Raw genomic sequence first — 24,046 nt, 5'->3', positions numbered from 1 at the left:
AGTAGCACAGAACGGACAGCCGCGTCGATGAAGGCATGGCAGAAATCATTGCATATATGGCATTGAGGTCTATGGCTGCCGCGGTCAGAATTCGCTCCATGAACCGACGCCCTGTTGGTTCAACCACCCACTCAAAGGACTGAAAATGACTTCCTCTACGAACGGTTTCGCGCTGATCACAGGCGCGTCGGCTGGCATTGGCGCCATTTACGCTGACCGTCTCGCCAGGCGCGGCTTCGACCTCATTCTGGTGGCACGTAACCAGTCCCGACTGGACGCTATCGCCGCGCGCCTCACGAAAGAGACGGGCCGCTCGATCGAAACGATTGCCGCCGATCTCAACGACAAGGCTGCGCTCGCGAAAATCGAGACCCTGCTTCGCGAGGACCCGCGCATCACGATGCTGGTGAACAACGCGGGCGTCGGCTCGGTTGCATCGGTACTCGACGGTCAGGTCGACTCCATGGAATCGATGATCAACCTGAACATCACGGCCCTGACGCGTCTCACCTATGCGGCGGCGCCCGCGTTCGTCGCCAGGGGCTCGGGCACGATCATCAACATCAGTTCGGTGGTCGGCATTGCAGTCGAGCTGCTGAACGGTGTGTACAGCGCCTCGAAATCGTACGTGCTGAGCTTCGGCCATGCGCTTCAGCGCGACCTCGCAGGCAAGGGCGTACGTGTGCAGACCGTGCTGCCGGCAGCGACGGCAACCGAGTTCTGGGACGTCGCCGGCTATGCGAAGCAAAAGGAAGCCGCGAGCACGATGACAGCCGACGATCTGGTGGATGCCGCGCTCGCAGGCCTCGATCAGGGCGAACTCGTGACCATCCCGACGCTGCACGATGGCGACGACTGGACGAAGTGGGAAGCTGACCGTCGCGCGCTGGCTCCCCGGTTCGCGAATGCCAAGGCCGCGCCGCGCTACACGTCGAACTGAAGTACGCGCAAGGCATCGCGCAGTTGAAGCATTCCAAGACGCTCGCTTCGGTGGTCGCCGAGGGAACAGGCGGCCATGTCGGGCTGTTCATTCCGGGTGGCCACGTCCCGATAACGGATCTGCTGAGGATCGCAATCTTGGCAAGATCCTTACTGGGTCAGATCGGTCAGCTCCGGAACTGATCGAGAAAGCGACGCGGGCTGCCTACACACCTGCCCTGAAAAAAACTGCGAAGTCGTGTCTTGCGCATGTCGATTTCTCCCACGATCATTCGTCGTAATCACTGGAGGCGCATTTGCCTCCGAACACTATCGTCTTCAAAGGAGAAACCCAAAATGCGCGTAATGGTCATGGTCAAGGCAACCCCCGAATCCGAAGCGGGGCAAATGCCAAGCATGGAACTCATCGCGGCGATGGGCAAATATAATCAGGAACTGGTGACAGCCGGGATCATGCAAGGCGGCGACGGGCTGAAGCCGAGTTCGGCAGGCGCACGCGTGAGGTTTTCGGGGAAGGATCGAACGGTCATTGACGGCCCATTTGCCGAGACCAAGGAGTTGATCGCCGGGTACTGGCTCTGGCAAGTTCAATCGATGGACGAAGCGATTGAATGGGTAAAGCGCTGCCCGAATCCGATGGTGAGTGATTCAGAGATCGAGATTCGGCCTTTCTTTGAGCCTGCGGACTTTGGTGAGGCCTTCACACCTGAGCTTCAAGAAGAGGAAAAGCGTCTACGGCAACAGATAGACGGGCAGATGAAGTGACAATTTCACCGTATTGGTCTGCGGGGTACGCGGAGGCAGACCAAACCCGGGTGTTCGAGACTTGAGGCAGGCTTCCTGGCGCCATGCAGATATCGCATCAAAAATTTGTTTGCCCACAGTGGTGCATTGCCAGCCATGAGAGCCCCGCATGCTGAAAATTCTCGGAAAAACATCGTCCATCAACGTCCGCAAAGTGCTGTGGGCATGTGCCGAACTGCACATTCCCTTCGAGCGGGAGGACTGGGGCACTGGATTCAGACAAACCGATACCCCCGAATTTCTATCGTTGAATCCCAATGGTCTTGTACCCGTCATCAAGGATGGTGATTTTGTGCTTTGGGAGTCGAACTCGATCATCCGCTATCTGGCTTCGCGCTATGCCGGCGATGCGCTTTATCCAACCGATCCCGTAAAGCGGGCAAGGATCGATCAGTGGATGGACTGGCAGGCAACGGATTTGAATCGGTCCTGGAGCTATGCATTTCTCGGCCTCGTCAGGAAATCGCCCGCGCATCAGGCTCCGGACGAGATTTCCACGTCGCTCGCGGGCTGGACTCGGCACATGAGCATCCTGGAAAGTCAACTTGGTGCGACGGGCGCGTTTGTCGCCGGAGAGCATTTCAGCCTCGCCGATATTCCTATCGGGTTGTCCGTGAACCGCTGGTTCAGCACTCCGTTTGAACGTCCCCGTTTAGCCGCCGTTGCCGACTATTTCGACCGCCTTGCTGATCGCACCGGCTTTGCAACGTACTGCAAGAACGGGACGCCGTAATCGTCGTCTGGCCCCGTCGGCGTGCTTCTGGCCTAGAGCCGTTTGGTGAAGAGCCGGTTCGAAGGGTTCAACCAGCTACCGCGAGTCGATCTGAGCTGGCCGCGTCAGGCAGAGACTGGTGAGTTTGAGTTGTTCCGGACCGCTTCTGCGATATCCCCACTTTCCTCCAAGGCCAACTCGCTTGAGAGGCCGGCCGACCAGATCGCGTCCATATTGGAAACGCCGTCTGGATATCCAGCAAGAACGGCTAGGCGCAACGCGCCAATCATGAGCGACCATATCGTCAATCGCACGATCCAGACATCCAGACCATGCAAGCTCACGCCGACGCCACACGCGTTTACTCGAAGCGCTTCGACACCGTACTCGCTTACATCGATACGAACCTCGAGGGCGACCTGTCGGTGGACGCGCTGAGCCGCATCGCAAACTTCTCGAAATTTCATTTTCATCGCCAGTTTGCCGCCTACGTGGGGATACCGGTCGCACGCTACGTGCAACTGATGCGTCTGCGCCGAGCGGCCCATCGCCTGGCCGCGCGCGAGTTCTGCTCGGTGTTCGATGCCGCGCTCGACGCGGGTTTCGACAGCCCCGAAGCCTTCAGTCGCGCGTTCAAGCGGGCGTTTGGCACCGCGCCGAGCTTGTTCCGGCAGCGTCCGAACTGGCAAATCTGGAGTGCGACCTTTGTTGTCCCCCATCTCTCAAGGAAACTGGCCATGCAAGTACAAATTGTCGATTTTTCTGCAACGCGTGTCGCGGCGCTTGAACACTGCGGGCAGATTGGACTCGTCAACGAGAGCGTGCGCAAGTTCATTGACTGGCGCATGCAAAGTGGACAATCTCCGGTGTCATCGAGCAGGACCTTCGGAATCCCGCGCAGCAACCCGGATACGACGCCGGCGGACGGATTCCGCTTCGACATTTGCGGAGAGATTGACGAACCGGTCGCGCCGAATGACTACGGTGTCCGCGAACTCGTCATTCCAGGCGGTCGATGTGCGGTGGTCCGGCATGCGGGATCAACCGACCACATTGGCGAGACGATCTATCCGATCTATCGCGACTGGCTTCCTGCAAGCGGAGAAGAACTGCGGGACCAGCCATTGTTTTTCCACTACCTGAGCGTCTATCCGGACACTCCGCAGGATCAGTGGCAGACCGACATCTACATTCCCCTGGTGTGAGGAGCAATGTCTGCAGTTGCGAACGTTGCGTTCGCGACCCCTCAATCGGAAGCCGGAGGTAGCTTGACTCTTTTGCTCGGAATGGGAATCTTCATTGCAGCGATGGTGTCGGTCGTCGGTGTTGCCGTGGCCATGGTAGCGACTTCGCCGCGTCCGCAGACTGAGGAAAACGACGTTTTCGGCTTTTCCTCCTTGCAGCCGATTCCCGACTCCAATTTGCCGCCTCTCCTCCGATACCCCGCTCGAGACGGCGAGCAACTTGCCTATCGCTTCTATGATTCCTCAGCGGACCAGTTGCTGATCTTCGTGCACGGTTCGTCTTATCACGGACGCTCTTATCATGCGCTTGCTTCAGCCGTGAGCGCATCGGGCGCAGCGAAGGTAATACTGCCGAATCTCCGTGGTCACTATCAATCCGGCCGCCATCGCGGAGACGTTGAATACATCGGCCAGTTGGAAGACGATATCGCCGACCTGATTGCCGAGTTGCGAAGACAAGACCATCGGGGAGCTGTCGTCCTCGGGGGGCATTCCAGCGGCGGCGGATTTGTTATCCGCTTCGCGGGCGGCGTACATGCTCATCTCGTTTCGCGGTTCCTGTTATCGAGTCCCGTCATCCCGAGTTCATCGACGCTCAGAGGGAGGTCGACCAGCGGCGGTTGGGCTCGGGTCCATATGCTTCGCATCGTTGGCCTTACTATCCTGAACGCATTGCGCATTCGTGGGTTCAATGGACTTCCGGTCATCGACTTCAACAAGCCCGTGCGCTTCTGGGATGGTACCGAGACGCTTTCCTACTCCTATCGCCTCACCGCGTCTTTTCACCCTCGCAACCGATACGTGTCGGACATGCGAAAGCTGGGGGCCGGAGCAGTCGTTTTGATCGGAGAGGATGACGAAGCGATCGACGCTCAACGCCTGCGAAAGTTGTTCGATCGAGAATCTCCTGCGACCCAGTTCAACATCCTTTCCCACACGAACCACTTCGGGATCTTCACGAGCGACCGTCCGCTCAAAATGCTGATCGGATGGTTGACGGGCGTTGAAATTCACGCGGTGGTCAAGGCAGGTGAGACTGTTGACTTGGTTTAGTCGAATGGTTGTTTTCGGGAAATGCGGCCGTTGGCTACGGGGTCGACTTCTGTCCGACGTGGACTGAGCGATGGCGGTCCGCGCGGCGAGTTCGACGTCGGACCGGGTTCGGCCAGCGCCGGTCGTTCGTGAATGGCCGCTTTCGGACCCCTGCAGTAATCCTGATCCGCACGCGCGGACGATTCGGCCAGGACGCCTGTGACGGATGATCCGCAAGTCGCGTCACTGCATTGAAAGCGCATGTCGATTATTTCCAATCAATGCCACCACCGCTTCGTGCCAAGCAAGCCAAGCTGCTACTCGTGATCTGAGGGTAGGAACAACGGCTTCAGCTCGTCCCGGTTGCGTAGCGTCAGGACATGCCGAGGCGGACGCGCATTCGGGAGGTCCAGCCCATAGTAAGTCGCGAAATAGCCGACCAGGCAGTTCCTTATCTTGACCCGCCACAGGGACTGGTTGCCATCCGACGTCATGCCGAAATCTCGGGCGACCACCTTTATCTGGTGGTCGTTCAGCGCAATATGGGGAATCACCTCCAGCACCGACTCTTTGTGCCACTGCCGATCTTGGTCGCTGGATTGGGGCGACAGATCCGTTAGGGCTCTGGGCTGCTCGATGCGCTGAAGGGCGAAGTTTCTGAACTCTTCGCAGCGGCTGTCGAACGCCCGTAAATGCCACCACGACCCGGTGTGAACAAGCGCATGCGGCCAGATCCGCCTCTTCACGGGCTCGCTGGTCGTCATCGAGTAGTAGACCACCTCCAAAGCGGTCGCTGATCTGATCGCCTGCACGACCAAGGATAAGCTCTGTCGCTTCACGCCATGCGCAGGTGTCGGCAGGCCCTGAACCGGAAGCTGATCGCCCACAAGCGAGACCAAGGCACTGGACCTGATTTGCGATGAGGCCAGCTGCAGAGCCAGGTACTCGTGAGGGTCGCCAGAGGCGAAGCGCGGCCTGAAGGCCGGCCCCGGAATGTAGAAGCGTCGCCGAGGTTCGAATGTCAGGCTTTGTGGAAACGCGGCCTCGTACTCCCGGAGGTCCTTGGTGACATGGTTGAGCACGACACCGAAGACAGCGCTCACGCGGGAACGTTGGATCTCGCCCTCCCAAAGGAGTGTCGACTCGACAAAGCGCAAGCGTTCGCGCTGTGAGTAGGACGGCTCAAATCTGATGGAAGCTGGCGGCACGATCTAATTAAAAAGTGTGGACCAATTCGATTGCTCAGTCTACGTCTAACACGTACTATATTATAGTAGTATCGCAGCGCCCACGGCGGATGGGCTGCTGTCATAATCGTGCCTTTCTCTGCCTGCGGTCCCATGATTTCTACACGTCTCGATCCGTGGTTGCGTGCCCTCGGCTATGCCGAGGCTTCGCCGTCTCTGCATCTGGCGCGAGATCCTGTGCCGCAGGATCACCCCTACGCACCCGAGCTGAGGGACCTGCTGAATCCCAGCGGAGAGATTCAGGCGCAGGCGGTGTTCGACGTCGATGGCGTCCCCGCTATCACCTTCTTCGTCGGCGGCAAGGCTTCCCCACTGCAAGACCCTGCCCAGCTGCTGCAACTCCGTCAGCGCATCTGGAATCAAGGGCTAATCACGGTGGTGCTGGTCGCCGATCTCGATATGGCAACTGCCTACCCGGCGTCCGCAGTCGCGGGTGCGCAGGCGACGCTCAAGCTGACTGACGCTAAGGTCGACGGCCCATGGTCCTGCTCCGACCTGTTGTCGGGCGACGTGCGAGAGCGCTTCCCGACTTGGTTCCGCCTCGAGGACCGGGTCGACCGCAAGCTGTTGAGAAACCTCAACCTGACCGTGCGTGACTTGGCAACCTGTAAGCTGCGCAACGGACGGGAATGCGGCAAGAGCGCCGCCCAATATCTGGTCGGCCAGGGACTGTTCATCTCCTATCTGGAGCATCGCGGCATCGTCGACGAGCCGTACCGTTCGAAGAACAAGGTCGGCACGTTTGTAGATTTGATAGCCGGCCGTGATCGTGACGGCTTGGCACAACTGCTGAGCAGCCTCAAGGACGATTTCAACGGGGACTTCCTGGAGCCTGACGCCAAGAAGAAGTCCTTGTGGCTTGACCTGGGTAATGCAGGGTTCGATGTCGTCACGGACTTCCTGCGCGCGACAGACGTGGCGAACGCGCAGCCAAGCCTGTTCCCTTACAACTTCCGCTACATCCCCGTCGAGCTGCTGTCCGGCATCTACGAGTCATTTCTCGGCGACCGCAAGAAAGAGCTGGCTGCCTACTACACGCCCCGACATCTCGCCAACGTGGTGGTGTCGCAGGCGCTGGCCAATTCGACAGATCTGCTTGCCGAGCGAATCTACGACGGTGCATGCGGCTCGGGCATTCTGCTGACGACGGCCTTCCGCCGACTGATCGGCGCCGCCGAGGCCAAGGCCCAGCGGCAGTTGTCTCTGCGCGACCGGATCGTGCTGCTGCAGACTCAAATCTTTGGTAGCGACCTGAGCGAGGCCGCCTGCCGCGTCACTGCGTTCAGCCTCTACCTCTCGTTGCTTGAACAGCTCCAGCCGACTGACATTGTGGCGCTGTGCGAGGACGAGAACGTCAAGCTTCCGCGGCTTCGGGATTTCAATCTCTTTTGCGGTCCCGACAAAGGCGACTTCTTTTCCGCTCAAAACCCGCTGGCTAACGAACACAAGTTCACTTTGTTCCTCAGCAATCCGCCGTGGAGCGAGCCGGACGGGGAGTCCGCAGGGCTCGCGGACGAGTGGGCTGCCGAGCAGGGCTATCCGCGACCGCTGCGGCAGATTGCCGCTGACTTTGTCTGGCGAGCTGGCGAGTGTCTAGTGCCCAAAGGACGCATGTGCGTCATCTTGCCGATGACGCTGCTGCTCAAGCCAACGAGCCAAGAGTTCCTGTCGGCCTGGCTTACGCAGGTGCGGTGGCTACGGCTGATCAATTTCGGCGACCTGAAGGAACTGCTATTCGACGAGGGCAGGGCATCTTGCATTGTGTTGCTGGCCAGCCCGCGCGTCATCAGCGAAGACGACGAGTGGATCGTGCCGCCGACGGAGAGGTTCGAGTACTGGGTGCCCAAAGCTGATGTGGGCTTGGCATTCGGCCGGATTTCACTGCATGGCGTTGATCGCCATCAAGTCCAGACGCAGGCCATCGTGCGGTCCAATCGCGAACTGGTCACCCGCATGTGGGGCGATGAGTTCGATATGGCCCTGTGGGCGCGACTGCGCCTTCGCGGTACCTTCGGCGACTTGCTGCGTGGCAAGCGCAAACGATGGAACCGTAGAAAGGGATTCCATCGCGTCGACTCGTACGTGGAGGTCGAGAAGCACGTCAGCAGCGCGCCGCTGTGGAAGATGAAGTTCCTCAGGCCAGAGCATCTGTACAGGTGCCCTGTGGTCGCCGCGGCGGACCTGGAGGCCTTTCCGCGCGATGAGATGCCGACGCTTCCGAGCCTGGACGCATCGTTGATCGAATTCTTCTCCGGCCCCCGTATCCTGTTCCCGGATGGTCCGGCTCCGGATAGGACCATCCGTGCAGCGTTTCTTGCAACCCCGGCGTCCTTCATGAGCAGTGTGGGCGTGATCAGCGGCCCCCCAGAGGATGAGGATCTGCTGCGATTTGCGACCTTCTATCTGAGATCAGACTTGGTCCGCTACTTCATGGTGACTCAGGTTTATCAGTTGTTGAGCGATCGCGACCGGGTGTCGCTAAAGGACATCGAGCAGTTTCCGTTCTATCCACCAGAACGACACGCTGACCCGGCCAAGGCACGGCAGATCGTGGGCGAGGTTGCTGAAATCTCCAGGCGGCTGGAGCAGTGCGACGACTTCGCGCGGCCCGATGCCTGGGACGAGTCGCGGGCAAAGGTCGAAAAGCTCATCAAAGACTACTTCGATCTTCCTCGCGATGCCCAAGCCATTGTCAAGGAGACGGTCGATGTCATTCTTCCCGCCACGCGGCCGTATGGGATGTCGCGTGTCTACGAGCTCGCGATGGAGCGTGTGTCGGATGTCGCGGCCAAACACTACGCCATGGCGTTGCAGAAGGAACTGAACGCTTGGCGAAATGCGGGTGACGGCGAAGGTAGCTTTGACGTCAACGTGTACTACACCGACGTGCGGCACGCAGGCGCACTAGCCGTCGCTCAGGTAAATCTGCACAAAAAAACTGAATCCAAACCGACCGGCCAACAGGCCAACCTTGTGGTCGACGCCATTCTGCGCGAGCTTAAAGAGGCGCAATTGCTGACAGTCGAGCTGCAGGAGCGTATGCACTTCGTGCCCGACACCCTGATCGTCTCGGGCAATACCGCGTATCTGATTAAACCGGTAGCGCAGCGCTTGTGGTTGCGTCGGCAAGCCCGTCGCGATGCGGCGCGGATCGTATCGGCAACAACAGGCAACAGCTGATCCATCTCCTCAATGCAAACGAAATCCCTCAACGACTGGCAACGCGCTTTTGGCAAGAGCGATGCGAAGAAGGTGGTTCAGGTGCTCTGCGAGGCATGGCGGGAACTGGCGAGGGACAGCGCCCAGACCTTCCACGGAAAGGAAAAGGAACACACACTCACGGAACTGCTAGGTGAGTACATCCGGACCGCGAAGGCCGGCGCGGGTCTCACGGGCAACTGGAGCTATGAGGACCGGCTGGGATCCATCGTGCGTTCGCCTACGGGCGGCCTCAAGGTGGAGAAACGGCGCCGGACGGACATTCAGTATTTTTCGGACCGGCTGCAACCGGCGTTGCGGCTGGTGTTCGAATTTAAGAAGATCGACCACACTAAGACCCGTCGCGACGCTTACACCGGCGCCGAAGGCATGGAGCGGTTTGTGACGGGCGACTACAGCGTCGGCCAGCCAGTTGCGTTGATGGCCGGCATGCTGTTGAAATCGACACCCGACTGCGTGCCGGCGTTGAGAACCTACTTGTCGTCAGCGGCAGCTCAGGCGGCTCTTGGCATGGTGGCAAACCCCACAGGTCAATTCGTGCGTAGTCCAGCTTCCTTCGGCGATGCCGAGTTCGACACGGAGCACAAGCGCCCCGCCGGAAAGGCGCCCGCCCACGGCAGCATCGTCATCTGCCATCTATTTCTGAGCTTCTGAGCCGGGTGTCGCTGCTCCACGCATGAGCCACACGCCAGATCAGAAAGCTCTGCGTCGTCAGGCTGCACTGGCGCAGGCAGCCGACGGATCACTGCGCACGTAAATTAAGCGCAGGCATCAAGGGCCACCCCAAAAGTGCGCGGATTCGCCAAGATGTCGAGGCCCCATACGAAACACTAGCGTGCGGCGCGACTTCGCAGACAAATAAAACAACGAAACGGCATGCACCAGAAATTAGCACTTGCGGTCATCCTCGTCGGTTGTGCCAGCTACAAACGGACAATGACCGATTCACAAGGTCATACTGTGACCTGTGAAACCAGTGGAAAAGCCGGAATCGTTATAGGTGTTCATCTCCGCCAGGGTTTTGACAATTGCGTGGCTGCGGCCGAAGCGAAGGGCTATAACTAAAAACACTGCATCACGCTGCGCACTTGCTCGGGCGGATTGCTTTATCTTGACCCGAAACCGGTTGCGTTTAGCGCCGATCGCGGTCAGGCAGGGATCGGCCCATTTCGGTCGTTCGATCGGGGATCCGTGGACGACTGCTTGTGGGAAATACGCTTCTGGCGACCAACGAAAAGGCAAGGTAGTATCGGCTGAGCTGCGGACGTCAAGAGGACTAAAATCCGACTAAATTTTCCCGCATTATTGATAGATAGAGAGTTCAGTGCTGCTTTACCCGATTGCAATACTACAATAAGGCCGTGCATGCAAACTAAAACCCGCGCCGATCAATTCAATTATATAAAAATGAAAAATAAATCCAAGAAAACTCAAAAATGCGCAAATCGGCTTCCAAGACAAGCGTGAAAAATGTGGTCCTCCCAGAGTAATATATGGCCGTATGGTATAGACTGCATGATGGATTTCGTGATCTTTTTTCCACAAATGCATAACCGAATCGATTGATATTCGTCGGTCTTTTGCAATCAAAATTCGAGCGGAGATCGAATTCGAAGAACTCAATATTCAGTACGGTTCGCATCTTAAACTGCTGGCGTGCATTGAAGAGAAGATGCGGCTTGTCATTTCAAGACGACCAGCATTCTATTGGATTCATATTTACCGAAGGATTGCGCCGGCTCTCATCGCAGAGCTTGGTGCGAGAACGGATCCCACAACGCTACTTGAAGTTCGTTCTCATGTTGAGCAGTCAATCTACAAATATGGCAGTCTCTCAAAAACAGAAGGAATCTCACTCTCAAACTCAATTGAGTTCAGTGAAATTCTTGGCGGTATGCTCAACGAGGTTTTTTGCGAGAAATTCAGCCAAAAGCAAATTTCCCAATACAAGGAACATTTTCAAACACATTTCCAGTGGGTATTAACGGATTTCAGCGAAATTGATGTCACGGATGTATATCATCTTGAGGGGTTTACCTATCAATATTGGTATATAACTACTGGGTTACTATCATGTGGAATAGGGGGGCGAATAAAGCGTGCGGAGAACGGTGACTTACTGGAAGAACGCACTGAAGCAAAAAATACGCTTATCACTGCATTCGATGCGTGTGGTGAGCGCGCGTCAATGAGGGATGGATTTGGAACAAATGTCGGAACCTTTGTTCGATCACACGATATTAAGAAGGACGGGGCAATATTTAGTGCCGCGCCAAATGTAGGCCAATATAACGCAAAATTGCTTCGAATAACCGGCGTAGATCCAAGATTTTCACCCAACTATCTCCCTTTCATATTTAACGCTGAAGAATTTTACGAGGCCCATTTATATTTGTCACCATATTTTGAAACAAAAATGGACATTGGGTTGCTTGAATATTGTTAAGTGACAAGTACTTTTTCTCAGATATTGATATCTAGTAGCAGTAACGTCGATCTCAGTATCAAAATCGCCGAATATTCTATTATTTGAAGTTTCAGCGGGCCTATAGATTTTACGACGCAACACTGAGTGAGCTGAAGCTGTGCATATTCGACAATATCGTCAACGAAAGAACTCAAGGACGCTTACGAGAGTCAAACGCAGAGCAGCAAATTGACCGTGTAATAGCTTTCTCACACTGGATGAAGAAAAGCAGTCGCGAATTGGACTTTGGTCGCGCGGTCCGAGGTTCGTTATTATTAAATTCGGCGACGCCTTTTTTGCGATTATTCTTCTTGGTTTTTAATTTTCAGAAATTTTTTTGAGGCCTTAAAAATTAGGGACCCAAGCAGTAAGAAGAGAGTTCAATTTGAATATACGTTTGGTGACCTCGCCAGATAAAAATCATTCGACGTTGTAATGCAATTTCAGAAAATAAAAGCCGATGGTCTTGATCGGGAAGTTGATGCGGCCATTAGAATCAGAAATTCGTTGTTCATCTTCGAGTGCAGAGACTTTGAGCGTCCTTAGGATTCTTAAATCGGCAAACCAAAGACGATATCGACCGGAAACGGTGATTTAAAGAAAAAATCAGATTGAGTTCACTCTCTAGTCGATTTTTTGAAATCAAACAGGTCGGGAGATAATTACGAGTTCTCGTGGGCAAAGGAGATCCGCGGCTCAGTTGTTTCTCCTTATACTGAGTGGATCTGGAGCTTAGACGAATACGTTTGGACAGACATACCTACGTTTCCACGAATCATGTCAGTTCTGGAGGCTCTGGAATACCTAGGCATAATTAGTCCGCCCTGATTAATCGCCAGCGCCTTATTTGACGGGCATTTAAGGGCGAAACCGCATTGCTGGAATTGCAGGATTCATTCAAATTAGCACTTGAAACCTGCAAATTCTGACGAGGTCCGGATGGGTCCGAAACCACGTGTGACAGAGCGAGATTTCTTCCGCCAGCCGTTGCTTGAGCAGATCAACTTGAAGCATCCGCTGGTGCGCTTGGCTGAGTTGATTGGACGCGACTGGGTAGTGCGATGAGCGAGAGCTTCGTTTCCCGTGCCGGACGGCCGGCGACATCCCCCCGCTTGATCGCCGGCCTGCTTTATCTGCAGCACGCATTTGACCTGTCCGACGAGGAAGTCGTATGGCAATGGGTTGAGAATCCTTACTGGCAAGTCTTCACTGGCGAGACGTTTCTGCAAACGGAGCCGCCGATCGATCCGTCAAGCCTGACCCGCTGGCGCAAGCGCCTCGGTGAAGCGGGTGTCGAAGAACTGTTGGCGGCGACGATTGACGCGGCCAAACGTGCCGGCGTCATCAAGGCGTCGAGCGTGAAGCGCGTGATCGTCGACACGACGGTGATGCCCAAGGCAATCGCCCATCCAACTGACTCGCGTTTGCTGGAACGGTGTCGCGAACATCTGGTCAGGGCCGCGGCGCGCCACGGCCTCAAACTAAGACAGAACTACAACCGCGAGGCGCCACGCCTGGCGCTACAGATCGGCCGCTATGCGCACGCCAAACAGTACAAGCGCATGCGTCATGCACTACGCACGCTGCGCTCGCGGGTTGGCCGGGTGATGCGCGATGTCGAGCGGCAGGTCGCTCAGGCGTCGGACTCGGGTCGCACTGCGCTGCTGGAACTGATTGCCCGTACGAAGCGGATTCTGTCGCAAAAGACCAAGGACAAGAACAAGCTCTACGCGCTGCACGCACCGGAAGTCGAATGTTTGGCCAAGGGTAAAGCTCGCACACCGTATGAGTTTGGCGTGAAGGTGTCGATCACGACGACTCACAAGGAAGGGCTAGTAGTCGGCGCTCGCTCGATGCCGGGCAATCCGTACGGTGGGCACACACTCGCCGAGGCGTTTGAACAGGCGGCAATCTTGAGCGACGTGAGCCCGGAAGTGGCGATCGTGGATCGTGGCTACAAAGGTGTCGCGATTGATGGCGTAAAGATTTATCACCCTGGCCTGAGGCGCGGTATCACGCGCGGAATACGGGCGATGATTCGACGGCGCAGCGCGATCAAGCCAGCCATCGGTCACATGAAGACGGATGGAAAGCTCGATCGAAACTGGCTCAAAGGCGCGCTCGGCGATGCGATGCACGCGGTCCTGTGCGGCGCCGGTCACAACCTGCGGATGATCCTCAGGAAGCTGCGGTTTTTTTACGCCCTCATCCTGGCATTGTTGCTAAACCCGGCTGCTCGCGTGTGACTCCAGCGATTAACCACAAGCCGACAAAATCAATTGTTCAGAGGCGACTAATTAACGCCGCGGGATAACCATGAGAATACTATGGACAAGTACGTATAAATATGTCTCGTAGCGGCGGATTCGAAAGAATCCCTACAAACGAGGACGAAGGAGACGTTCGCCTTAATCAATCGAGAGTCCACAATGGGTAGAGGTCGTGTGAAAACGCACGTAGAACGTGACGTCCAAAAAATCGACCCTTCGAATCACGCTACATCAGCTTCGCGACACCTCGGGAGGGGTAAAGTGCCGCCTGAAAACCGAGTGATTTTGCGTTTTCACGCGGCCTCGGTCGACTTCTGCCCGACGCGGACCAGTCATGGCTACCCACTCCACCAGTACAATATCGGACCTGCTTCGGCCACTTTCAAACGTTCGCACTCGTCGCTCGGTTAGACCAACCTCCCGCCAACGAACCGTGATCGAGAATGTCGCTGCCGATGATTTTCTTGCCCGCCATGCCTTGCGACGGAAGACTGTATGCGGACCAGATTGACGGCTTGAAAGATCTCGTTTCGCCCTCTGTCCACGTGTTAGCCCGGACGACTTTCGCCGACAGCGCAGACGCATTGCTAGCTTCCATATCCGGGAGCTTCGTACTGGCGGGGACGGCCTATGGTGGTTGCCTCGCGATGGAAATACTGGCAAGGGCGCCCGAGCGAGTTCGCGGACTTTGGCTGATGAACTGTCAGCCGGGTCCTCACCCGAACCCAAGCGTAGTCCGAACGACCAGCCTCAGGATTCGTCGCGGCGAGCACGAAGATGTCATCGCGGAGTTTGCACATAACGCCATCCCCGCTGACGACATAGCGTCACGAGCGGCCTTCATCCGGATGGCACGAGACACTGGCGCCGACACGTTCGCACAGCAGTCCGACGCAACGCTGACTCGCTCTGATCATTGGCCGACGCTGTCTGGTGCCAGCAAGGTTCCGACGCTGCTGATCTGGGGCGAGGCGGACCACTTCGTTCCTGTCGAAGTAGGGGCTCGCATCGCTAAGCTAATGCCCCATGCCCGCTTTGAGTCGCTTGAGGGTTGCGGACATTTCCCGACGCTGGAGCGCCCAGTTTTATGCACGAAGATAGCGCGCGATTGGCTGATGAGCTCGGTTCTTTCTTGAGCCCTGTTGGAATCCGGTAGGCTACGTTCGACCACGGACCTACAGACCTACGGACCTACGGACCTACGACAATTCCATGTAAATCGTAGCAATTCGATCCCGGTACTGACCGAATGCAGTCTACCTTCCAAGGACCAGTTAGCGAATATGGCGAACTCGACGAATCCCGGCACTGCAGAGCCTCCCGCCGGCCATCGGCTTGTGATTGTCGAGGGCATTATGGGTTCAGGCAAATCGACGACCATGCGCCTCATCGCGAAACACCTGCAAGATTCAGGGCAGCCCGCATTGCCCATTCACGAAAAGACCGAACCCCATCCGGTGCGAGCGACAGACGAGCTCGAACACTGGTTTGAACCGTGGCGGGATGCAACACCGCAGCATCTCGCAGACCGTGCACTAATTCGATGGACCGCCTTTGTCGAGGCAACACGGGCAGACATCCCCATTCCAGTCATGGACGGTCAACTATTTCACGGGGACCTGACTCACCTGCTGCTGATGGAAGCTGAGTCCGCGCTGATTTTCGGCTACATGCAGGCGCTGGCCGCAGTCATTGCACCGCTCAATCCGTTCGTGTTGTACCTTTGGCAGGAGGATGTCGAAGAAGCCATTCGAACAGTCTGCGCAGACCGTGGCCCCGAATGGATCAGCTATCAGGTGAACTGGAAGCTCGCGGCCCCTTTCTGCGTGCGCAGGGGTTACAAGGGGTTGGAAGGGTTGATTTCGCTGTATCGAGACTACCGCCGGATTACTGACGATTTGTTTCGCCAACTTCCATTCGCAAAGCTCGCGATTGAGAACTCCGCTGGCGACTGGCCGGCGTACGAGAGGCAAATTCTGCAAGGGTTGCGCTTGCCGAGCTGATAATTGGATCTGCGGCGATTCTTCGGCGCTCAGGACGGCCTGAGCGCGATGTTGCAGCAATTCGGCGTAGTGTGGCTCAACGGCGCATACGCTCGGTTTCGGATGGAAACGGAAGACGATTTTTTTCGACGCATCGTGTCCGTCAGCATGCCGCCTGCGCGTCATTGTGATGGCGGTCCAAATGTAATTCATCCGCCTCAACCCCACGACGGAGGCTCACATGCACTACCTATTGATGATCTATTCGGAAGAAAACGGCTGGAACCGGATGACCGACAGCGAGCGGCAGCAAGGGGTTGCCGCTTATCAGGCGTACACCGAATCGTTGGAAAAAGCGGAGGTGCTGGTGGGCGCCAACCGGCTGCAGCACACGAACACGGCCACCACGGTACGGCTCGTCGATGGCAAGCCGCAGGTGCTTGACGGACCGTATTCCGATTCGAAGGAGCAGCTCGGCGGCTACTACCTGATCGACGTGCCCAACCTGGACGCGGCGATCGCGTGGGCGTCGCGTTGTCCCGGCGCAGCGCACGGCCTCATGGAAGTGCGCCCGGTCTGGGCTGCCCCCTACAACGCGCCATCGGCTGCATGAGTCCGTCCGGCGGCGACCGTGACACTGACGGCGCCGCGCATTCGATTGCCGAGGCGGTCGCTCGCCGCAGCTACGGCAAGCTCGTCGCGCTGCTGGCGATGCGCACGCGCGACGTCGCCGCAGCCGAGGACGCGCTGGCCGATGCGTTCGCGGCCGCGCTCGCGGACTGGCCTGCGCACGGCTGCCCTACGAATCCGGAAGCGTGGCTGATGACGGTTGCGCGTCGCCGGGCAATCGATGGCGCGCGCCATCGCCATGTCGGCGACGAAGTGACGACGCAGCTTGCGATCCTCGCCGACGAGATCGACGAGCGGGAAGCCGGCGCGTTGCCCGACCGGCGTCTTGCGCTGCTGTTCGCGTGCACGCACCCCGCGCTCGAGGCGGCGATTCGCACGCCGCTGATGCTGCAGGTGGTGCTCGGGCTCGAAGCGAAGATGATCGCGTCCGCGTTCCTGATGTCGCCCGCCGCGATGAGCAAGCGCCTCGTGCGGGCGAAGAACAAGATCCGCGACGCGGGCATTCCGTTCAGCGTGCCCGAGCGCGAGGAGTTGCCCGGCCGTCTCGCATCGGTGCTGGAAGCGGTCTACACGGCGTACGCGGAAGGGTGGACCGACCCGGCCGGCGGCGATACCGTGCGGCGCGATCTCGCCGGCGAGGCGCTGTTTCTTGCGCACCTGCTCGTCGAGTTGCTGCCCGAGGAGCCGGAGACGCTTGGTCTGCTCGCCCTGATGCTGTATGCGCAGGCGCGGCGCGATGCCCGACGCGATGCGGCCGGCGACTACGTGCCGCTATCGGCTCAGGATCCGGCGACATGGAACGCGCCGATGATCGATGCAGCCAACGCACTGCTGGGACGTGCGAGCGCATTCAACGCAATCGGGCGCTTTCAGCTCGAGGCCGCGCTGCAGTCTGCGCACGTGCACCGCTGCCTGACCCATCGCCCGAACTGGGAGGAGATTGTGCAGCTCTACGATGCGCTGCTTGCGATCGCGGCGTCGCCGGTGGTCGCGGTGAACCGCGCGATCGCGCTGGCGGAACGGGACGGCCCGCAGGCGGCGCTCGACGCGCTCGCGCCGTATGCGGACGATCCACGGCTGGCCGACTACCAGCCGTACTGGGCCGCGCGCGCCGATCTGCTCGCGCGTGCTGGCGCGACGGCCGAAGCGCTCGGCGCGTACGATCTCGCGATTGGCCTTGAGCGCGATCCGGCGGTGCGCCGGTTCCTGCAGCGCAAACGTATGGAGCTTACGTTTCCATCGAATTCCATTGGCGATGAGCTCAGCTGATCATGCGAAGCTAGATCTCAGCTCTTTTTTGAGGTCTTGGCGATAAATGGCGTCGGTGCGTGCTGAGACGTCTCGCTTCCGCACTTCGGGCAATGCGGATGGGCGCTCTCGTGTTCAGCAAGATGTTCAGCGTGCTCGAACAAATGGCCACACTTCTCGCAACGATATTGGTAGGTTGGCATGTGCATTTCTCCAACACGAATCCACCTGGCCGGCCTGATAAGACTCACGCACTTTCCGGCACTGTGAAAATTCATTCTAGTGCAGGAAATGCACAGGCATGCGTCTCAGGTTCGTACTAGGCTTGGGTTATGGTCAAGGCGCTCGCCGTCGGGCGAAACGCGATGAACCAATACCCGCCTGCTGGCGAAAACCGCTTCTCCCCAGTCTTCCTGGCGGCACAGAGCGAGGTCCGATATGCAAGTGCTTACGGTAACAATCGTCAAACCCGAAGCGACGAATTTCATCCTGGGGCAGAGCCACTTCATCAAGACTGTCGAGGATCTGCACGAGGCAATGGTCGGTACCGTCCCGGGTATCAAGTTTGGTCTGGCCTTTTGTGAAGCGTCAGGCAAGCGCCTCGTGCGCCGGTCCGGCACCGACGCCGGCCTGGTCGAGTTGGCGTGCCAGAACGCCACGGCCATCGGTGCGGGCCACAGCTTCGTGATTTTCCTCGGCGATGGCTTTTACCCCGTCAATGTTCTCAATGCGATAAAAGCGGTGCCGGAGGTATGCCGGATATTCTGCGCGACGGCGAATCCCTCGCAGATTCTGGTGGCCGAGACAGAACAGGGGCGCGGCATCCTGGGCGTGGTTGACGGGGCCCCGCCGCTCGGCGTGGAAAACGAGGAGGACGTTCAATGGCGTAAGGATCTGTTACGCGCTATCGGTTACAAAGCGTAGGTACGGTTGCTGTCCTCGCGCGACCCGCGTGCTCATCGAATCATCGATTCATGGAACATTTACGTCTGCAACCCGGCGCGCTGTGGCCGGCCATCCTGCGTCAGACTGAGCATGCGCTGCGTCGTGGTGCACTGCGGCCAATCGAGACAGTCCAGACGGTGCTCGAAGAACGCGGCATACGCTTTCTCGTTCGCCAAGTGTCCAGCCTCGCGCGCAAGGAGGAAACCCGACAGGCGCGCAAGGTCGGGGTGAATCCGTTCCTTCCCTACGACCCCGACCTCTTTGTGGCCGATATCTCGGACACTCACCTCGCCTTGCTCAACAAGTTCAACGTCATCGATCATCATCTCCTGATCGTCACCCGTAGCTTCAAACCGCAGGAAGCGCTGCTCGAATTAGCGGATTTTGTTGCGCTGGGCGCCTGCATGGCCGAGTTCGACGGCCTCGGCTTCTACAATGGCGGCGCGGAATCCGGCGCGAGTCAACGCCACAAGCATCTGCAGATCGTGCCGCTGCCGCTCGGAGCATCAGGTCCGCCGCTCCCCATTGAATCCGTTCTTGGACCCGGGGGCAGGGAAGGTTCGATCAGCACTGTACCCGGCCTGCCTTTTCTGCACGCGTTCGCCCGTCTGGAACCGGCTCCTGCTGACTCGCAGCACGCAGCACACGCCGCGTTCGATTGCTACCACGCGTTGCTCGAAGCTACTGGCCAGCGAGCGATCGACGTGAATGGCGAATTGCATCAGTCGGCGCCGTACAACCTGCTCGTCACCCGCCAATGGATGCTGCTCGTACCTAGGCATTCGGAATGCGTCGAGGGCATTTCAGTGAATGCGCTGGGGTTTGCCGGATCGCTCTTCGTGCGTGACGCAGCACAGATGGAAGTCGTTAAAAGGCTCGGTCCGATGTCCGTGCTGCAACACGTCGCGATCCCTGCCGCCGTGGGTCAATAGAGCCCATCTGCACAGCGTTTTCGCTTTAAGACCGAACCTCATGATCGGTTTCTCGTCTGTGCGGGTGCGGAACTGATCCGCACCAGTCATTCGTCGGGATCGCAGGCGTCAACGAGAGGAGCGCAGTTCACAGCCAGGTGCCGCCCTGGCGTTCGGTCGGCTCTTGTGCAAGGGCGTCGAAATCGTGAATCCAGTCCAGGTGATGCAGCAGGCTGTCTCGTCCGCGAAGGCGCGCGTTGCGCGCTTGCGCCTCGGGTCCGTCCGGCAGATGCAACACGTCAGCCGTCGATATCGAGGCGTACTGGACCTTGCGCGTGCGGCCCCGCCGCAAGCGCTCGTAGGCCTCCTGCGCCTCGCGCCAGCGACCCGGGCCCGCCTTGGCCAGTTGCGCGGCCAGCACCACGGCATCTTCGATCGACTGATTGGCGCCCTGGCCATGGTGCGGCACGAGCGCATGCGCGGCATCGCCGATGAGCGTCACGCGGCCCTTGCTCCAGCGTCCGAGCGGGGGACGATGGAACAGGCCCCAGCGCTGGCTGATTGGCTCCGCCGTGATCATCTGCACCACCGCCGGATGCCAGTCGTTGAACAGGCGCAACTGCTCACCCTCGCTCGCCGGCGTGACCCAGTCGCGCGACGGCCACGGCGAGGGATGGCGCTCGACGAGCAGGAAGTTCTGGTCGCCTTTATCACCGATCGGATAGTGAAGCAGATGGCCCTGTGGTCCGATCCAGAACTGAATGGCCTCGGGATCGGGCAGCAGATGCATGCGCTCAGCCGGCACCACGCCACGAAAACCCGAGCAGCCCGAATACAGGGCGTCGTCGTAGCCGAGCATCCAGCGCCGCGTGATCGAGCGCGCCCCGTCCGCGCCGATCACCAGATCCGCGTCGACCTGCCGGCCATTGGCGAAACTCAGGCTCACACGATCCGGATGCTGCACGAGATCGGTCAGCCGATGGCTGAGATGGATGCGCTCGAGGCCGACCGCGCTCGACAGCACGGCCTGCAGGTCCGCGCGGTGTACGCCCCAATAGGACCCTCCGAACTGCTGGCGATAGCTCGGTTCACCACGATGCTGTCCAATCACTTCGCCGCTGCGCCCGTCCCGATAGATCAGCGCGGGTATTTCAGCGCACACCGCGTCGAAGGGGGCACGCAGTCCCATGCGCTCGTAAAACCGCGTCGCGTTCGCCGACAGCGCGACTGCCGCTCCGACCTCTCGAAGCTCGTCGGTCTGCTCGTAGAGCTGCGCGTCGATGCCATGTTCTCGCAGTGCGAGCGCGAGCGTGAGGCCGCCGATGCCGGCGCCAATGATTGCGATCTTCAGGTCCAGTTGTTCCATGGGTTGTCTCCAGTATTCGGACTGTGTTTGAGTCGGCACGGTACGCATACTGTGTTGAAATCGGATGCGTGTGCCGTGTCTGAATTCTCGGCACTGACAGTCCATTTCACAATAAAATGGGGCGAATCTACGTCATCACTGAAATCAATGAGCCCGGGATACCCGCGTCATGAAGCTGAGTGAAGTCGATCTCAATCTGCTGCTGCTTTTCCAACGGTTGATGCAGGAGCGGCGAGTATCGACCGTGGCCGAGCAGATGAACATGAGCCAGCCGGGCGTCAGCAACGCCCTCGCCAAACTGCGTCGACGGCTCGGTGACCCGCTGTTCGTGCGTGGACCGGGCGGAGTAGTGCCCACGCCGTTCGCGTTGCGCCTCGAAGAGCCGGTTTCTCAGGCGCTCGCGATCCTGCACGCCGCACTCAATCCCGAGACCGGTTTTGATCCGCTGCGTGTCACGCGCACGATAACGATCGGCATGACCGATATCGGCGAGGTCGTCTTTCTGCCCGCGCTTGTCGAACGGCTGTCGCGCGAGGCGCCGGGCATCGCGCTCAATACGGTTCGCGACACAAGCGTCAACCTGAGCAGCGAGATGGCCGAGGGCCGGGTCGATCTCGCCATCGGCCTGCTGCCGCAGCTCAAGGGCGGCTTCTATCAGCGGCGCCTGTTCGATCAGCGGTATGTCTGTCTGTTCAGGCGTGGCCATGCGCTCGAAGATGCGCCGCTGACGCTTGCTGCCTGGCGTGAAGCCGAGCATCTGGTGGTGGTGTCCGCCGGCACCGGACACGGTCAGGTGGACGATTGGCTGAAACGGCGAGGCGTGCAGCGCCGGGTGCGATTGACGGTGCCGCACTTCATGAGTGTCGGCTACATCCTGCAGCGCACCGATCTGATTGCCACGGTGCCGGAGCGACTGGCCTTGCAGCTGGCAGGGCCGTTCTCACTGAGCCTGCGCGCATTGCCCTCGACGTTGCCCGCCGCACCGATCCATTTGCTCTGGCATGCGCGAGTCCAGCAGGACGAAGGCAATCGCTGGCTGCGCGGGGTAGTGATTGACCTGTTCGCAGACTCGGCGATGCAAACGCGCAGAACCAGGTCCGTGCAAAAAAGCTCGTAGTTCGAAACAAGACATCAGGTCGAGTGGCCTCGTCGATGCGGTCGAGCGCGCGGGGACGCGGTCCTTCGTGATGGCACGTATCGGCAGAAAGGCTGCCACCAGATAACTGCGTCGGCGAATACTCTTTGCGAGACGTAGCGCTCGATATAACGCGACATTCACTAACCGGGTGTTTGTCGCGGCCCGACTCTCACTTGCATATTCGTCGGCCCCGCGACAACACTTCGCCCTATCCGTATCCTTCAGCAATCGCTTCAACGCCCGCCAGTCAAGGCTTTGTGCAACATGGCATGGACTCTGCTCTATCCAGCGTCCAGCCGTAGCACGACACGCCCATCCATCGAATTCGATGTCCCGCACCGGATGCACGCCTGGAATCCCGTGTGTCGCGCCCCGTTCGTGCCGATACGCCATTGACCAGATTGCTGACCGGAGGATGTTGTGTTGATTTTGTTTATCTATCTGTTGCCGTTTTTGAGGAAGGCGCTTGACCGTGCTGAACACAGTCGTCGTGACGCGTACCTCGCGTCAGCCGCCGATATGGGCGAGCTCGAACGCCGCATGCATTCGATGGAGACTGACCGCTGAGGCAGTGCCAAACCAATGCGCCTTGCATCAATCATTTCGGACTCCGGGACAAGCGCGCCGGTGCCCCGATCATAGCCGGCTACCCGCGCCGAGCCGATAGTGAGACTTCCCCGGCCCGGCATCCGCGCACCTAACCCTTGAGTACCATGAACGACATGAATAACACTATCGCGTCGCAAGCCTTCTCATCCGTCACATCGGTGATTGCACTGCATTGCTCCGGCTCGGGAGCGTCGCAATGGCGCAAGCTCGGCGAGGCGCTGGGTTCGCGCCACGCGTTCGTCGCGCCCGAGCACTACGGCTGTGACAGCACGGGCCCGTGGAGCGGCGAGCGCGCATTCACGCTCGCCGACGAGGCCGCAAGGACCATTGGCATCATCGACGCCTCGCGCGGCAAGGTGCATCTCGTCGGCCACTCGTATGGCGGCGGCGTGGCGTTACGCGCGGCCGTCGAACGGCCGGAGCGCATCGCGAGCCTGACGCTCTACGAGCCGTCGGCGTTTCATCTGTTGAAGGTGATGGGCGCGCACGGAGCGCACGCGCTCGCGGAAATCCTCGCGATCTCGAAGCGCACCGCCGATGGCGTGAGCTGTGGCGATTATCGGGGCGCGGCGGCTTCGTTCGTCGATTACTGGGGCGGCCAGGGCGCATGGGAAGCGCTGCGGCCCTCGGTGCAGGCCGCGCTCACGCGCTGGGCGCCGAAGGCGCCGCTCGACTTCCGCGCGCTGCTCGACGAACGCATGCCCGCAAGCGCGTACACGGGCCTGCGTGTCCCGGCGCTGATCATGCGCGGCCAGCACGCGCCCGTCCCGACGCGCGCGATTGCCGAGCGGCTGCCGATGCTTCTGCCGGCGGCGCGGCTTGCGATCGTCGAAGGCGCGGGACACATGGGGCCGCTCACACACGCCGACAACGTCAACTCGATCATCGTGCGGCATATCGCCGAGGCGGATGCAGCGGCTTGAACCGGCCTCCTGACAACACGCGGCGGCTCGCCGCGTAAGGGGAGGGTGAGGGCGCATTCGTTGATTGGTTCATCGCGGGCGCTGCCGCAGCTTGTTTTCATAGTCGCAACCCGCGGTTCATCGTGACGATCTTTTGAGGCATGCGGCCTCCTTTCCTCTGTTCCGATACATCGTTGCAGCGCGTCGAGCCGGAGTCCGAAATGGACGCTCGGCGGCGCTTTCACCTCAGCTCGATGTCGGGTCGCCTCATCACGGCATAAACTGTCGTGCGAGGGCGCGGGCAGCGACTGGATGAAACGCGTCTCAAGCCAACCGTGGAGCTCAACAACGATGATCTGCGACGATCCTCTGCCGAGCACG

The 24,046-nt window shown here is 59.0% G+C and carries 20 protein-coding genes and 1 pseudogene; 18 read left to right on the top strand and 3 right to left on the bottom strand.

Annotated elements, in window-relative coordinates; translation table 11 throughout:
* The first annotated feature begins 145 nt into the window (after positions 1-145).
* The 5 genes from ACSOSP_RS23820 (at position 146) to ACSOSP_RS23800 (ending at position 4,752) form a co-directional block, all read left to right on the top strand.
* Entirely contained in the window at positions 146-940 is a 795-nt protein-coding gene (locus ACSOSP_RS23820; RefSeq protein WP_455313366.1) for an SDR family NAD(P)-dependent oxidoreductase, read from the top strand.
* 335 nt (positions 941-1,275) lie between these two features.
* Positions 1,276-1,704 (top strand): YciI family protein, encoded by a 429-nt coding sequence (locus ACSOSP_RS23815; RefSeq protein WP_455313365.1) that lies wholly within the window; start codon positions 1,276-1,278, stop codon positions 1,702-1,704.
* Positions 1,705-1,852: 148 nt separating this feature from the next.
* The gene (locus ACSOSP_RS23810) at positions 1,853-2,476 is read left to right on the top strand and encodes a glutathione S-transferase family protein (RefSeq protein WP_455313364.1); all 624 of its coding nucleotides are present in this window, start codon (positions 1,853-1,855) and stop codon (positions 2,474-2,476) included.
* Between the two features lie 311 nt (positions 2,477-2,787).
* Positions 2,788-3,660 (top strand): AraC family transcriptional regulator, encoded by an 873-nt coding sequence (locus ACSOSP_RS23805; RefSeq protein ID WP_455313363.1) that lies wholly within the window; start codon positions 2,788-2,790, stop codon positions 3,658-3,660.
* A 6-nt stretch (positions 3,661-3,666) separates the two neighbouring features.
* Entirely contained in the window at positions 3,667-4,752 is a 1,086-nt protein-coding gene (locus ACSOSP_RS23800; RefSeq protein WP_455313362.1) for an alpha/beta hydrolase, read from the top strand.
* 296 nt (positions 4,753-5,048) lie between these two features.
* Here ACSOSP_RS23800 and ACSOSP_RS23795 read toward each other — a convergent pair whose 3' ends face one another.
* Positions 5,049-5,834 (bottom strand): WYL domain-containing protein, encoded by a 786-nt coding sequence (locus ACSOSP_RS23795; protein WP_455313361.1) that lies wholly within the window; start codon positions 5,832-5,834, stop codon positions 5,049-5,051.
* Positions 5,835-6,071: 237 nt separating this feature from the next.
* Between ACSOSP_RS23795 and ACSOSP_RS23790 the strand changes: the two genes are divergently transcribed.
* From ACSOSP_RS23790 to ACSOSP_RS23755, 8 genes and pseudogenes are all read left to right on the top strand, one after another.
* Positions 6,072-9,158 (top strand): N-6 DNA methylase, encoded by a 3,087-nt coding sequence (locus ACSOSP_RS23790; RefSeq protein ID WP_455313360.1) that lies wholly within the window; start codon positions 6,072-6,074, stop codon positions 9,156-9,158.
* Positions 9,159-9,170: 12 nt separating this feature from the next.
* Positions 9,171-9,851, top strand: a complete 681-nt coding sequence (locus ACSOSP_RS23785) for a hypothetical protein (RefSeq protein ID WP_455313359.1) — start codon at positions 9,171-9,173, stop codon at positions 9,849-9,851.
* Between the two features lie 1,018 nt (positions 9,852-10,869).
* The gene (locus ACSOSP_RS23780; protein ID WP_455313358.1) at positions 10,870-11,643 is read left to right on the top strand and encodes a hypothetical protein; all 774 of its coding nucleotides are present in this window, start codon (positions 10,870-10,872) and stop codon (positions 11,641-11,643) included.
* A gap of 960 nt (positions 11,644-12,603) precedes the next feature.
* Positions 12,604-13,910 (top strand): annotated as a pseudogene (locus ACSOSP_RS23775) (IS5 family transposase).
* Between the two features lie 467 nt (positions 13,911-14,377).
* The gene (locus tag ACSOSP_RS23770) at positions 14,378-15,070 is read left to right on the top strand and encodes an alpha/beta fold hydrolase (protein WP_455313357.1); all 693 of its coding nucleotides are present in this window, start codon (positions 14,378-14,380) and stop codon (positions 15,068-15,070) included.
* 201 nt (positions 15,071-15,271) lie between these two features.
* Positions 15,272-15,937 carry a hypothetical protein gene (locus ACSOSP_RS23765; protein WP_455313356.1) on the top strand — a complete coding sequence of 222 codons (666 nt, stop codon included), beginning with the start codon at positions 15,272-15,274 and terminating at the stop codon, positions 15,935-15,937.
* 220 nt (positions 15,938-16,157) lie between these two features.
* Positions 16,158-16,529, top strand: coding sequence for a YciI family protein (locus tag ACSOSP_RS23760; RefSeq protein WP_455313355.1), 372 nt, complete (start codon positions 16,158-16,160; stop codon positions 16,527-16,529).
* Entirely contained in the window at positions 16,526-17,815 is a 1,290-nt protein-coding gene (locus tag ACSOSP_RS23755; protein ID WP_455313354.1) for an RNA polymerase sigma factor, read from the top strand. The genes ACSOSP_RS23760 and ACSOSP_RS23755 overlap by 4 nt, the downstream gene beginning before the upstream one ends.
* 17 nt (positions 17,816-17,832) lie before the next feature.
* Here the strand turns inward: ACSOSP_RS23755 and ACSOSP_RS23750 are convergent, their stop codons facing one another.
* A complete protein-coding gene (locus ACSOSP_RS23750) occupies positions 17,833-17,997 on the bottom strand; it encodes an FmdB family zinc ribbon protein (protein WP_455313353.1) in 165 nt (54 codons plus the stop codon).
* Between the two features lie 235 nt (positions 17,998-18,232).
* Here ACSOSP_RS23750 and ACSOSP_RS23745 point away from each other — a divergent pair, with 235 nt between their 5' ends.
* Both ACSOSP_RS23745 and ACSOSP_RS23740 read left to right on the top strand, forming a co-directional pair.
* Positions 18,233-18,718, top strand: a complete 486-nt coding sequence (locus ACSOSP_RS23745; protein ID WP_455313352.1) for an adenosine-specific kinase — start codon at positions 18,233-18,235, stop codon at positions 18,716-18,718.
* Between the two features lie 50 nt (positions 18,719-18,768).
* Positions 18,769-19,671: an ATP adenylyltransferase family protein gene (locus ACSOSP_RS23740; RefSeq protein WP_455313351.1), complete on the top strand. Its 903-nt coding sequence runs from the start codon at positions 18,769-18,771 to the stop codon at positions 19,669-19,671.
* Positions 19,672-19,798: 127 nt separating this feature from the next.
* Here the strand turns inward: ACSOSP_RS23740 and ACSOSP_RS23735 are convergent, their stop codons facing one another.
* The gene (locus ACSOSP_RS23735; protein ID WP_455313350.1) at positions 19,799-21,016 is read right to left on the bottom strand and encodes an FAD-dependent monooxygenase; all 1,218 of its coding nucleotides are present in this window, start codon (positions 21,014-21,016) and stop codon (positions 19,799-19,801) included.
* A 169-nt stretch (positions 21,017-21,185) separates the two neighbouring features.
* Between ACSOSP_RS23735 and ACSOSP_RS23730 the strand changes: the two genes are divergently transcribed.
* The 3 genes from ACSOSP_RS23730 to ACSOSP_RS23720 all read left to right on the top strand — a co-directional run bounded on the left by ACSOSP_RS23730 (position 21,186) and on the right by ACSOSP_RS23720 (position 23,686).
* On the top strand, positions 21,186-22,133 hold the full coding sequence (locus ACSOSP_RS23730) for a LysR family transcriptional regulator (protein WP_455313349.1): 948 nt from the start codon (positions 21,186-21,188) through the stop codon (positions 22,131-22,133).
* A gap of 441 nt (positions 22,134-22,574) precedes the next feature.
* Positions 22,575-22,721: a DUF3563 family protein gene (locus ACSOSP_RS23725; protein WP_455313348.1), complete on the top strand. Its 147-nt coding sequence runs from the start codon at positions 22,575-22,577 to the stop codon at positions 22,719-22,721.
* Positions 22,722-22,876: 155 nt separating this feature from the next.
* Positions 22,877-23,686 carry an alpha/beta fold hydrolase gene (locus tag ACSOSP_RS23720; RefSeq protein ID WP_455313347.1) on the top strand — a complete coding sequence of 270 codons (810 nt, stop codon included), beginning with the start codon at positions 22,877-22,879 and terminating at the stop codon, positions 23,684-23,686.
* Positions 23,687-24,046: the final 360 nt, after the last annotated feature.

The organism is Caballeronia sp. KNU42 (assembly GCF_053760385.1).
This window is presented reverse-complemented; position numbering and strand designations above follow the sequence as displayed.